Annotated in this window: 13 protein-coding genes; all 13 read left to right on the top strand. The window is 40.5% G+C overall.

The features are described 5' to 3' along the window. Window positions 1-117 precede the first annotated feature (117 nt). The 13 genes from I3259_RS19215 (at window position 118) to rpoS (ending at window position 11,545) form a co-directional block, all read left to right on the top strand. Window positions 118-426, top strand: coding sequence for a hypothetical protein (locus I3259_RS19215; RefSeq protein ID WP_238031303.1), 309 nt, complete (start codon window positions 118-120; stop codon window positions 424-426). 359 nt (window positions 427-785) lie between these two features. Then, window positions 786-1,103 carry a hypothetical protein gene (locus I3259_RS19210; RefSeq protein WP_238031302.1) on the top strand — a complete coding sequence of 106 codons (318 nt, stop codon included), beginning with the start codon at window positions 786-788 and terminating at the stop codon, window positions 1,101-1,103. A 104-nt stretch (window positions 1,104-1,207) separates the two neighbouring features. Next, the gene (gene mazG, locus I3259_RS19205; RefSeq protein WP_238031301.1) at window positions 1,208-2,020 is read left to right on the top strand and encodes a nucleoside triphosphate pyrophosphohydrolase; all 813 of its coding nucleotides are present in this window, start codon (window positions 1,208-1,210) and stop codon (window positions 2,018-2,020) included. A gap of 217 nt (window positions 2,021-2,237) precedes the next feature. Further along, the gene (locus I3259_RS19200) at window positions 2,238-3,878 is read left to right on the top strand and encodes a CTP synthase (protein ID WP_238031300.1); all 1,641 of its coding nucleotides are present in this window, start codon (window positions 2,238-2,240) and stop codon (window positions 3,876-3,878) included. Between the two features lie 80 nt (window positions 3,879-3,958). Beyond that, a complete protein-coding gene (gene eno / locus I3259_RS19195; RefSeq protein WP_045128794.1) occupies window positions 3,959-5,263 on the top strand; it encodes a phosphopyruvate hydratase in 1,305 nt (434 codons plus the stop codon). A gap of 350 nt (window positions 5,264-5,613) precedes the next feature. Continuing rightward, a complete protein-coding gene (gene ftsB, locus I3259_RS19190; protein WP_238031299.1) occupies window positions 5,614-5,892 on the top strand; it encodes a cell division protein FtsB in 279 nt (92 codons plus the stop codon). A 35-nt stretch (window positions 5,893-5,927) separates the two neighbouring features. Next, window positions 5,928-6,638, top strand: a complete 711-nt coding sequence (gene ispD, locus I3259_RS19185; protein WP_238031298.1) for a 2-C-methyl-D-erythritol 4-phosphate cytidylyltransferase — start codon at window positions 5,928-5,930, stop codon at window positions 6,636-6,638. Further along, window positions 6,638-7,114, top strand: a complete 477-nt coding sequence (gene ispF / locus I3259_RS19180) for a 2-C-methyl-D-erythritol 2,4-cyclodiphosphate synthase (protein ID WP_238031297.1) — start codon at window positions 6,638-6,640, stop codon at window positions 7,112-7,114. The genes ispD and ispF overlap by 1 nt, the downstream gene beginning before the upstream one ends. A 34-nt stretch (window positions 7,115-7,148) precedes the next feature. After that, window positions 7,149-8,198 carry a tRNA pseudouridine(13) synthase TruD gene (gene truD, locus I3259_RS19175; protein ID WP_238031306.1) on the top strand — a complete coding sequence of 350 codons (1,050 nt, stop codon included), beginning with the start codon at window positions 7,149-7,151 and terminating at the stop codon, window positions 8,196-8,198. After that, window positions 8,182-8,931, top strand: coding sequence for a 5'/3'-nucleotidase SurE (surE, locus tag I3259_RS19170; protein ID WP_238031305.1), 750 nt, complete (start codon window positions 8,182-8,184; stop codon window positions 8,929-8,931). The genes truD and surE overlap by 17 nt, the downstream gene beginning before the upstream one ends. Before the next feature lie 2 nt (window positions 8,932-8,933). After that, window positions 8,934-9,563, top strand: a complete 630-nt coding sequence (locus I3259_RS19165; protein ID WP_238031296.1) for a protein-L-isoaspartate(D-aspartate) O-methyltransferase — start codon at window positions 8,934-8,936, stop codon at window positions 9,561-9,563. A gap of 21 nt (window positions 9,564-9,584) precedes the next feature. After that, the gene (locus tag I3259_RS19160; RefSeq protein WP_238031304.1) at window positions 9,585-10,448 is read left to right on the top strand and encodes a peptidoglycan DD-metalloendopeptidase family protein; all 864 of its coding nucleotides are present in this window, start codon (window positions 9,585-9,587) and stop codon (window positions 10,446-10,448) included. An 83-nt stretch (window positions 10,449-10,531) separates the two neighbouring features. After that, window positions 10,532-11,545, top strand: a complete 1,014-nt coding sequence (rpoS, locus tag I3259_RS19155; protein ID WP_238031295.1) for an RNA polymerase sigma factor RpoS — start codon at window positions 10,532-10,534, stop codon at window positions 11,543-11,545. The last annotated feature ends 138 nt before the right edge of the window (window positions 11,546-11,683 follow it).

Here is an 11,683-nt window from a genome sequence, read left to right as displayed (position 1 = left end):
TATCTTGAAGTATAGGAGATAATTTAATAGTGGCTGTTAAATAGTGGTAATCAGGAAATATTATATGCATTATTTATAGCAATATTACTGTTAAGTAGTAGTGTAAATGCTGCGTATATGAGTCAAAATGTTCAAGTATCTAATGCCGTTAATTTAGATACTAATATCAACAACGAACTGCAATATCAGCAAACGGCTACTCAACAATCTCATCACTGTAACTTGCAATGTGATAATGGTTGTAGTGACTGTTCACAATGTTCATGTTGTAGAGTATTGCCTCGTACAGGCAGTAATGCATTTCACTTACTCTCTTTCCCACCACTTGTGATTGATCGTATCAGTAAGTTGTTACCGATTGAATATCTTCAAGAGTCGCTTGTTATTGCGGTTATAAAATCAATTTATCGTCCTCCTATAGTCTAATGGTTCGCTTATTTCTGAACCTCAATATTAGTTCAGAATAAGTATTAATTTAGCAAGTGAATTATCCCTTCATATATTATTGATGAGTGATAGTTGTTATTAATTAATGATGTGGCTTTATTAATAAGGCGGCAGAGAACTATTATGAAAAATTTATTATTTAAGTTGTTAACTAAAAATAGCGTTGTAAGTGTTTTATTACTTATATCAATACTTATTATTCCTGATTGTAACTTCATGAATATACCTAGCCATGAAATTAAACAATTGTTGTTTTTTTATTCTTTGTGTGCAAGGAATGAAAACTGGTGCAGATAAAGTAATGTTTAAATAACTAAAGTGAATATCAAGAGGATATTATGAAGTTGAATGTATTAAGCATGATTAGAGAAAAAAGTCTTACAACAGTACTGCTATTGTTAATGTCATTTATTTTGCCGAACTATGCATTAGCAGAGTCTTCTAGCGCAGATTCTTTTAATCATAGGTGCTCTCATCATTCTGATTGCCAACAGCATGATTCACATCACCAGGGGTGCAGACATCATCGCAATGAGTCACACCAACATCGATGTGAAAATCATCATTATGATGACGATAATCAACATGAAAATTGTGACCACGCAAAAGAGCATCACCATAATCATCATCAACATTGCCAACATGATGATGATTGATCGTTGCTATGAATTTCTAAATTAGTTTTCTAGTATTAACTATCGATATTTAGGCGCTTGAAGTTAAGAAAACTGAAAGCGCCATTTTTACAGGTTAATAAAGAATGGATAATAAGAAATCATCTCAGATGGAACAATTATTAGCGATTATGTCTCAGTTACGAGACCCAAAGAATGGATGCCCATGGGATTTGAAACAAAACTTTGATTCAATCGTTCCCTATACCCTTGAAGAGGCCTATGAAGTAGCTGATGCCATTGAGCAGAAAAACTGGAATGACGTAAAAGAAGAGTTAGGAGATTTACTGTTTCAAGTCGTTTTCTATAGTCAGATGGCAAAAGAGCAAGGGTTGTTTGAGTTTGATGATGTGGTTTCAGGTATTAGCGAAAAGTTGGTTCGTCGCCACCCTCATGTTTTTAGTGACAAGCAATTTAAAGATGAAGCTGCGGTTAAACAAAATTGGGAAGTAGAAAAAGCGAAAGAGCGAGCAGCAAAAGAACACGATGTAAGTTTGCTGGCGAATATCCCTAATGCACTACCGGCATTAATGCGAGCAGATAAAATTCAAAAACGCTGCGCAAATGTTGGTTTTGATTGGGATGAATTAGCACCGGTGGTTGATAAGGTAAAAGAAGAGCTTGACGAAGTGATGGACGAAGTGATTCAAGCGGTGCCAGAACCACAAAGAATAGAAGAAGAGCTCGGCGATTTATTGTTTTCTGTGGTGAATTTAAGTCGTCATTTAAAAGTAAAACCGGAGTCGGCATTACAAAAAGCCAATAAAAAATTTGAAAAGCGGTTTCGCCAAGTAGAAGAAAATGTGCTAGAACATGGGAAGAACATTAGCCAGTGTTCATTAGCTGAGTTAGATGAAGCATGGAATCGTGTAAAAGCAAAAGAAAGTAAAAATCAGTGATTACCTATAGGTATGCTATTAATGTTAATTATGCGCATTAAGCATTTAATCACTTGTAAAAGTTTGATTTTTCAATGGCATAACGCTTACTTGATTTGAAGCAAAAAAAATCAAATGGCGGTGTGATAGTTTTCACGTTGTGGCGATAAATGGTGTCTGGTATACTAATTTCCCGTCCAGATACATTTATCCTCTACACCAATCTTCCAGGTTAAACATGACAACGAATTACATTTTTGTTACGGGCGGAGTAGTTTCCTCTCTAGGTAAAGGCATTGCTGCTGCATCACTTGCAGCGATTTTAGAAGCACGTGGTCTTAACGTGACTATGATGAAGCTAGACCCTTACATCAACGTTGATCCAGGCACAATGAGCCCAATTCAACACGGCGAAGTATTCGTTACGGAAGACGGTGCAGAGACTGACCTAGACTTAGGTCACTACGAGCGTTTTATTCGTACTAAGATGACTAAGCGTAATAACTTTACTGCTGGTCGTGTGTACGCAGACGTATTACGCAAAGAGCGTCGTGGTGATTACTTAGGTGCAACGATTCAGGTAATTCCTCACATCACTAATGAAATCAAATCTCGCGTATTAGCGGGTGCTGAAGGTCATGATGTGGCAATCGTTGAAGTAGGCGGTACTGTAGGTGATATTGAATCACTACCATTCATGGAAGCTATTCGTCAATTGGCAGTAGAGCAAGGTCGTGAAAACACCATGTTCATGCACTTGACACTTGTTCCTTACCTAGCGGCGGCTGGCGAAGTGAAAACTAAGCCAACTCAGCACTCAGTAAAAGAACTTCTTTCTATCGGTATTCAGCCTGACATCTTAGTGTGTCGTTCTGATCGTATGATCCCTGCCAATGAGCGTGCAAAAATTGCCTTGTTCTGTAATGTGCAGGAAAAAGCTGTTATCTCAATGAAAGATGTAGATTCAATCTACAAAATCCCACAATTGATTAAGTCTCAAGGTCTTGATGATTTAGTGTGTAAGCGTTTTGGCATTACGGCGCCAGAAGCTGATCTTTCTGAGTGGGAACAAGTTATTTATGAAGAAGCGAACCCTACCTCTGAAGTTGTTATTGGTATGGTTGGTAAATATATTGAACTGCCAGATGCATATAAATCAGTGAACGAAGCGCTTAAACACGCAGGTCTGAAAAATCGTCTATCAGTAAAAATCAAATACATCGATTCTCAGGATGTTGAGTCAAAAGGTACAGAAGTACTGGCTGGTCTTGACGCAATCTTGGTTCCAGGTGGATTTGGTAACCGTGGTGTTGAAGGTAAGATCCTTACTGCTCAATATGCACGTGAAAACAATATCCCATACTTAGGTATTTGTTTAGGTATGCAGGTAGCATTAATCGAGTTTGCTCGAAATGTAGCCAACATGGCTGATGCGCATTCAACTGAATTTAATACTGAAACTAAACATCCAGTGGTTGGTCTTATTACTGAGTGGATTGATAGTGAAGGTAAAGTTGAAGAGCGTACTGAGAAATCAGATCTAGGCGGTACAATGCGTCTTGGCTCTCAGTTATGTCATCTACAAGATGGTTCTAAGGCACGTACGTTATACGGTCAGCCAACGATCCATGAACGTCACCGTCACCGTTACGAAGTAAACAACACGCTACTACCTAAGCTTGAAAAAGCAGGTCTAAAAGTATCTGGTTTGTCTGCTGATAAGAAACTTGTTGAGATTATTGAAGTTCCGAATCACCCTTGGTTCGTAGCTGCACAGTTCCACCCTGAGTTCACATCGACACCTCGTGATGGACACCCATTGTTTGAAGGTTTTGTAAAAGCGGCGGGTGAATACCACCGCGGTGAGCTTAACCAGTAAGGATTACTGATAGCTGTAGTTGTTATGGCTACAGCTATTTTTTTAGCTTTTAATTTGAAGATAAAGCAAGAGGAAACACAATGTCTAAGATCGTTAAAGTTCTAGCTCGTGAAATCATTGACTCACGTGGTAACCCAACAATTGAAGCAGAAGTTCACCTAGAAGGTGGTTTCGTAGGTATGGCTGCTGCGCCATCTGGTGCTTCAACTGGTTCTCGTGAAGCTCTAGAGCTTCGTGATGGTGATAAATCTCGTTTCCTAGGCAAAGGCGTTCTTAAAGCTGTTGCTGCTGCAAATGGTCCAATCGCTGAAGCGCTAATCGGCAAAGATGCAAAAGATCAAGCTGCAATCGACCAAGTTATGATCGACCTTGACGGTACTGAAAATAAATCAAACTTCGGTGCTAACGCAATCCTAGCAGTATCACTAGCTAACGCAAAAGCAGCTGCAGCATCTAAAGGCATGCCTTTATTTGAGCACATTGCTGAGCTAAACGGTACTGCAGGTCAGTTCTCTATGCCTCTACCTATGATGAACATCATCAACGGTGGCGAGCACGCAGATAACACTGTTGATATTCAAGAGTTCATGATTCAGCCCGTAGGTGCTAAGACACTTCGTGAAGCTGTACGTATGGGTTCTGAAGTATTCCATAGCCTAGCTAAAGTTCTTAAGTCTAAGGGTATGAGCACAGCTGTAGGTGACGAAGGTGGTTTCGCACCAAACCTAGAGTCAAACGAAGCTGCTCTTAAAGCAATTAAAGAAGCTGTTGAAGCTGCAGGTTACGAGCTAGGTACTGATATTACTTTAGCAATGGACTGTGCTGCATCTGAGTTCTACAACAAAGAACAAGGTATCTACGATCTTAAAGGTGAAGGTAAGCAATTCACTTCAGAAGAGTTCAACTACTTCCTAAAAGATCTAACTGAGAAGTTCCCAGCTATCGTTTCTATCGAAGATGGTCTTGACGAATCAGATTGGGCTGGCTTCAAGCACCAAACTGAACTACTAGGTGACAAGATCCAACTAGTAGGTGACGATCTATTCGTTACAAACACTAAGATTTTCGCTGAAGGTATTGAGAAAGGCATCACTAACTCAATCCTAATCAAGCTTAACCAAATCGGTTCTCTAACTGAAACTCTAGCTGCTATTAAGATGGCTAAAGACGCTGGTTACACTGCAGTTATCTCTCACCGTTCAGGTGAAACAGAAGACGCAACTATCGCTGATCTAGCGGTAGGTACTGCTGCAGGTCAAATCAAAACGGGTTCTATGAGCCGTTCTGACCGTGTTGCTAAGTACAACCAACTTATCCGTATCGAAGAAGCACTAGGTGAGCGTGCTCCTTTCAACGGTCTTAAAGAAGTTAAAGGTCAAGCTTAATTTTAATTAAGCTATGATTGAGTTAACTCAATTTTGTTAAATTAAACCGCCTTGAAAAAGGCGGTTTTTTTATCTCTAAAATAAATCAACCATGACAAGTTATTGATAAGCTCTGTCAATGTAGATGTGTCGTTAAATACATTGTTTGACATGTCATCACTGAACACTGTTTTTATTTTCAACAAAAAGACAGGCTAAGTGAGGGAGATGTAAACTCTCATGGCATAATAGTAGTCACCATTGACTGATTATGGGATTATTACTAACTCGCAAAATGTATTCCAATTATTTAGGTTTATTCAATAATCGGAATGCAGCTTGCTGTTTAAAATTATTTCGCAGGGAGAAGTATGCGCCTGTTTATTATTGTCTTATTGGTTCTTATCGCTTGGCTACAATATGATTTCTGGTATGGCAAAAATGGTATGAAAGAATTCACCGCCGTTACTGAGAGTGTAAGCTTACAACAAGCTGCTAATGCTGAATTACATCAACGTAATCAGCAAATGTATGCGGAGATCAAAGATCTTCATGGTGGCAAAGAAGCTGTGGAAGAGCGTGCACGTACCGATCTTGGTTTGGTGAAGCCGGGTGAAACATTTATTCGTGTCGTTGGTGATAATAACTAATTACACATTTTAGTTAAGTGATGAGATAACCTTTCATGATCGATAAATGCATTGCTATTGTACCTGCTGCTGGGGTTGGTAGCCGTATGGCTGCGGATCGCCCTAAACAATATTTAACAATAGCGGGTAAAACGATTTTAGAACATTCGGTTGAACGCTTATTAAGCTTGCCTGAAATCCAACACGTTGTAATAGCAGTAAGTAAGAGCGATCCTTACTTTCCAGTATTACCGTTAGCGGTGGATCCTCGTATCACTGTGGTTGATGGGGGCGCCGAACGTGTTGATTCCGTATTTTCAGGTTTAGCTGCAATCAGTGACGATAATGCATGGGTGATGGTGCACGATGCCGCTCGTCCATGTGTACGTATCGAAGATCTTTGTCAATTAATAGCTGTTGCTGAAACGTCTGAATATGGCGCAATCCTTGCCACGCCTGTACGCGATACAATGAAACGTAGTACTGCTAATTCAAAGGCAGTCGCAGTGATTGAGCATACAGTTGATCGTGAGCAACTATGGCATGCACTAACGCCACAAATGTTTCGTGCCCGTCAGCTACGAGACGCGTTAACAATGGCTTTAGCGAAAGGGGCTGTGATCACCGATGAAGCGTCTGCGCTTGAATTTTGTGGTTTTTCGCCTGTGCTTGTGAAAGGACGTGCGGATAACCTAAAAGTAACACAACCTGAAGATTTAGCTTTAGCTGAGTTCTACCTGCAACAATTATTAAAGGAATTACCATAATGCGAATTGGTCATGGTTTTGATGTTCATAAATTTGGTGGTGAAGGCCCGGTAATTATTGGTGGGGTAGCGATCCCTTATGAGCAAGGTCTGATCGCTCATTCTGATGGTGATGTTGCACTTCATGCTGTGTGTGATGCGCTATTAGGCGCCATTGGTGCCGGTGATATTGGTCGTCATTTTCCGGATACAGATGCGGAATGGGCTGGTGCTGATAGCCGATTTTTATTACGTGATGTCTACAGTAAAGTTAAAGCACAAGGTTACTGTCTTGGTAATGTAGACGTTACTATCATTGCACAAGCGCCAAAAATGGCACCGTATATTGATACGATGTGTCAGGCGATTGCAGAAGATCTGGAAACAGATATCACCAATGTAAATGTTAAGGCAACGACTTCAGAACGTTTAGGTTTTACTGGGCGTAAAGAAGGCATTGCTTGCGAAGCGGTTGTTTTAATTAAAAAGGTATCTTGAGCTTATGTCTCACTCCAACACTGCAGAAAATATAATGGATTGTTTTAATTGGCTACATGCAAAGCCAATCTGTCACGGACGTCTTAAAGCTAGTCCTCAAGATTTCATTGTTAATGAAGAACTGGGCTTTGAATTTAGCGGTACAGGCGAACACCTGATGGTGAAAGTTCGCAAAGTCGGTGAAAACACCAAATATGTAGTGAATGAGTTAGCAAAAGCATGTGGTGTTAAATCACGTGATGTGAGCTGGGCTGGATTAAAAGATCGTCATGCAATCACTGAACAATGGTTAAGTGTTCATCTTCCTGGTAAAGCGGATCCTGATCTAAGTCAATTTGAAGCGGAGCATCCTGGGGTTGAAATCCTTGAAATGACGCGCCATGACAAAAAATTACGTCCTGGTGATCTTGCTGGTAACTGGTTCCAACTGCGATTAACTGATTTAGATAACCTTGATGCTTTAGCTGCACGACTTGAGTTAGTGAAACAACAAGGTGTGGCTAACCATTTTGGTGAGCAACGTTTTGGTCATGGCGGTAATAACGTGGTTAAAGCACGCGCTTGGGGCAATGATGAATTCCGTGTGCGTGATAAGAGTAAGCGTAGTTTTTACTTATCAGCAGCACGTTCTTGGATGTTTAACCAAGTATTATCAAAGCGAATAGAGCAAGGTTTAACCTCAACCATAATGGTAGGCGATTGCTTACAAATGGCAGGCGATGAGCGCACGTTTATTGCTGATGTGGTAACAGATGTACTCCAACAGCAAGTCAATCGTGGCGAGGTAGCTATTACAGGTCCGTTGCTTGGTGATAATGCTCTGCCTACTCAAGCTGAAGCACAAGCATTTGAGTTAGCCATTGTTGAGCAAGAACCTGCATTGGTTAAGCTTGTTCGAGATAACCGAATGCGTCATGATCGTCGCGCATTATTATTAATGCCTAATAATATGCAATGGCATTTTGAAGACAAAGATTTGATTGTTTCATTTGCTCTGCCTGCTGGTAGTTTTGCCACCTCGGTAGTGCGTGAGTTAATCATGCCACTTAAATCTGAGGTTGTGAATGATGAGAATATTGATTAGCAATGATGATGGCATTTTTGCCGAAGGTATTAATACACTTGCAAAAGAATTAAGCCAACTGGCCGATGTAATTGTGGTTGCACCTGATCGAAATCGATCGGGTGCTTCAAATTCATTGACCTTAGATTATCCACTGCGCATTCGACAAGAAGCTGAAAATCGAATTTCAGTACAAGGAACACCAACGGACTGTGTGCATTTCGCACTGAATGAGTGGTTGGATGAGCGCCCTGATATTGTCGTTGCAGGGATCAATCATGGCGCGAATTTAGGTGATGACGTGCTGTATTCTGGTACTGTAGCTGCGGCAACAGAAGGGCATTTTTTAGGTGTTCCTGCTATTGCAATATCATTGGCTGGAAATACACACTTTATAACCGCTGCAAAGGTTGTGAAACAAGTCATTCAACAGCTATTTAAACAACCATTACCTAGCAATAATATATTAAATATCAATGTGCCTGATTTACCTTTTGAGCAGCTTAAGCCTTGGCAAGTCACTCGGCTAGGTGCAAGGCATCGTGCTGAAAATATGATTAAAGAGCATGATCCAAGAGGTCAACCGTTATATTGGTTAGGTCCTCCTGGTCAATGTCAAGATGCCGGTCCTGGTACCGACTTTTATGCGATAGAGCAAGGGGCGGTATCGATTACACCGTTACAAGTTGATTTAACCGCGCATGATGCAATGGTTGGAATTGAAGGCTGGATGCAAAGTGTGGAGATCCAGTAATCATGCGTTATCAAAATCAAGTCGATAGCTTGATAACATTTTTAAGCAATAAAGGGATTAGCAATCAGCGCGTGCTTAATGCGATTGCCACTGTGCCTCGTGAACGTTTTATTGATGAAGCTTTTTCCTATCAGGCATATGAGAATAATGCGTTACCCATAGGTAGCGGACAAACGATTTCTCAGCCTTATATTGTAGCAAGAATGACAGAGTTGCTGGGGTTAACCTATCAATCGTCTGTATTAGAGATTGGAACTGGTTCTGGTTATCAAACCGCCGTATTAGCACAATTGGTTGAGCATGTTTATTCTGTTGAACGAATCAAAGCGTTGCAATGGCAGGCAAAACGACGTTTCAAACAGTTAGAATTGCATAATATATCAACCAAACATGGTGATGGATGGCAAGGATGGGCAAGTAAAGGCCCTTTTGATGCCATTATTGTTACTGCAGCGGCAAGTGAGATCCCCCAGAGCTTACTTGCTCAACTTGTTGATGGTGGACGATTAATTTTACCTGTTGGTTGTCAACAGCAAGAATTGAAATTGATTGTTCGAAATGGCGAAGCATTTTGCGAAACCGTGATTGAACCCGTAAGATTTGTGCCGTTATTGGCAGGAGATTTGGCTTAAACCATGAGTACAGAGTGTATGATGAAAAAAATTATTCAACCTTCCTTGTTAGCAGCAACGAGTATGATCCTGCTATCAGCTTGTAGTAGTCATACACCAGCACCGGTTGCTAATCTTAGTAAAGATTACTCACAACTAGAACGTGGTAGTTTTAGAGGAGATTCATACACAGTTAACAAAGGAGATACTTTGTATTTTATTTCCTATGTTACGGGTCAAAATGTAAAAGATATTGTGAAAATCAATAATCTATCAGAACCTTATATTATCTACCCAGGTCAGCGTTTAGTGATCCCTAATGGAAGCAATAGTTCACCATATCGCTCTTCAACGCCTTCTGTTGTGGTAAAGCCCCCAGTTACAAATACTTCTCCATCGACGAAGCCAAAGCCAGTTGTTAAACAATCAGAGCAAAAAACAACCAATAAAACGGTTGCACAGTCAAAACCAAAAGAGTACTCTGAAAATTCAAAAGTTAACAAACCTGTAACAACTAAGCCGGGTACTAGTACATCAACATCTAAATGGGCTTGGCCTGTAAAAGGTAAAATTATTGCTGGTTTTTCTAATTCAGATAACGGCAATAGAGGTATTGATATTGCAGGTTCGCGAGGAGAAGCCATTAAGGCAACTGCCGCAGGTCTTGTTGTATATGCTGGTGATGCGCTACCGGGTTACGGTAACTTAGTCATTATTAAGCATGGGGATGATTATCTTAGTGCTTATGCGCACAACGACAAGATTTTAGTAAAAGAACAACAACAAGTAAAAGCTGGGCAAAAGATAGCTTCCATGGGAAGCACTGGGGCTAGCAGTGTAAGGCTACACTTTGAAATTCGCTATAAGGGTAAATCCGTCGATCCGATGCGTTATTTACCGAAGTAAAAAGTGAAAGATCAATGATGCAGCAATAAGAGATGACATGATGAAGTTGTAATGTCTTGCTAACTCGCCATCTGGGAGGCGCTATGAGTAGAAGCAGCACAGCCACAAACCTTGATTCATTCACTTTAGACGAAGAACTGGATATTGATGTACCAGCAACGACGTCTGCTGATGATAGTTCTGAAACTACCGCAGCATCACCTGTGACCGATGATACAGATGATGCTGAACTTGCCAAATATGAGGCCACTCAAAAAGCATTAGATGCAACTCAACTCTATCTCGGTGAAATTGGTTATTCGCCACTACTTACAGCCGAGGAAGAAGTGTTATATGCGCGTCGTGCATTACGCGGTGATGAGGTCGCCCGTAAACGTATGATTGAAAGTAACCTTCGTTTAGTTGTAAAAATATCACGCAGATATAGCAACCGAGGGCTCGCATTACTTGATTTAGTGGAAGAAGGTAATTTAGGTCTGATCCGTGCGGTTGAGAAATTTGATCCTGAGCGTGGATTTCGCTTTTCTACCTATGCTACATGGTGGATCCGTCAAACGATTGAACGGGCTATCATGAACCAAACACGAACAATTCGATTGCCAATTCATGTCGTTAAAGAGCTTAATGTCTATTTACGTACAGCACGTGAATTAGCACAAAAGCTTGATCATGAACCAACCGCTGAAGACATAGCATTGCAATTGGAAAAGCCAGTTGATGATGTTAACCGTATGTTGCGACTCAATGAGCGTGTTAGCTCGGTAGATAATCCTATTGGTGGGGATTCCGAAAAAGCACTGCTTGATATCATTCCTGATGAGAAAGGTGGTAGCCCTGAATCATCAACTCAAGATGATGATATTAAAAACTCGATAGTTCACTGGTTACAAGAGCTCAACCCTAAACAACGTGAAGTGTTAGCGCGTCGATTTGGTCTATTAGGTTATGAAGCCTCAACATTAGAAGATGTGGGACGAGAAATTGGTTTAACCCGTGAACGAGTACGTCAAATTCAAGTTGAAGGCTTACGACGTTTACGTGATATGTTGACTCATCAAGGGTTAAATATCGAATCACTATTTAATCAAGAAGTTTAGATTCAATATGGCGCTAACAATTATTTAAATCACTTTTGACGTGCCAATAATGAATTTAAAGTAATAAAAAAGGACGCTGAAGCGTAATGCATGTGAATTAAGATAATTCACGTTTTCTTGAAGGCCTAGTCGCATAGC

Source organism: Photobacterium sp. Ph5, assembly GCF_022129445.1.
Taxonomy (GTDB): Bacteria; Pseudomonadota; Gammaproteobacteria; order Enterobacterales; family Vibrionaceae; genus Photobacterium.
The sequence above is the reverse complement of the archived record's forward strand: the minus strand, read 5'-3'. Positions and strand labels throughout refer to the sequence as shown.

What these genes read in the sequence shown, in the direction of transcription:
- ispF (WP_238031297.1), top strand. Translation starts at nt 6,638, where the DNA reads ATGCGAATTGGTCATGGTTTTGATGTTCATAAATTTGGTGGTGAAGGC.
- I3259_RS19200 (WP_238031300.1), top strand. Translation starts at nt 2,238, where the DNA reads ATGACAACGAATTACATTTTTGTTACGGGCGGAGTAGTTTCCTCTCTA.
- ispD (WP_238031298.1), top strand. Translation starts at nt 5,928, where the DNA reads ATGATCGATAAATGCATTGCTATTGTACCTGCTGCTGGGGTTGGTAGC.
- mazG (WP_238031301.1), top strand. Translation starts at nt 1,208, where the DNA reads ATGGATAATAAGAAATCATCTCAGATGGAACAATTATTAGCGATTATG.
- surE (WP_238031305.1), top strand. Translation starts at nt 8,182, where the DNA reads ATGAGAATATTGATTAGCAATGATGATGGCATTTTTGCCGAAGGTATT.
- I3259_RS19160 (WP_238031304.1), top strand. Translation starts at nt 9,585, where the DNA reads ATGAAAAAAATTATTCAACCTTCCTTGTTAGCAGCAACGAGTATGATC.
- rpoS (WP_238031295.1), top strand. Translation starts at nt 10,532, where the DNA reads ATGAGTAGAAGCAGCACAGCCACAAACCTTGATTCATTCACTTTAGAC.
- I3259_RS19210 (WP_238031302.1), top strand. Translation starts at nt 786, where the DNA reads ATGAAGTTGAATGTATTAAGCATGATTAGAGAAAAAAGTCTTACAACA.
- ftsB (WP_238031299.1), top strand. Translation starts at nt 5,614, where the DNA reads ATGCGCCTGTTTATTATTGTCTTATTGGTTCTTATCGCTTGGCTACAA.
- truD (WP_238031306.1), top strand. Translation starts at nt 7,149, where the DNA reads ATGGATTGTTTTAATTGGCTACATGCAAAGCCAATCTGTCACGGACGT.
- eno (WP_045128794.1), top strand. Translation starts at nt 3,959, where the DNA reads ATGTCTAAGATCGTTAAAGTTCTAGCTCGTGAAATCATTGACTCACGT.
- I3259_RS19215 (WP_238031303.1), top strand. Translation starts at nt 118, where the DNA reads ATGAGTCAAAATGTTCAAGTATCTAATGCCGTTAATTTAGATACTAAT.
- I3259_RS19165 (WP_238031296.1), top strand. Translation starts at nt 8,934, where the DNA reads ATGCGTTATCAAAATCAAGTCGATAGCTTGATAACATTTTTAAGCAAT.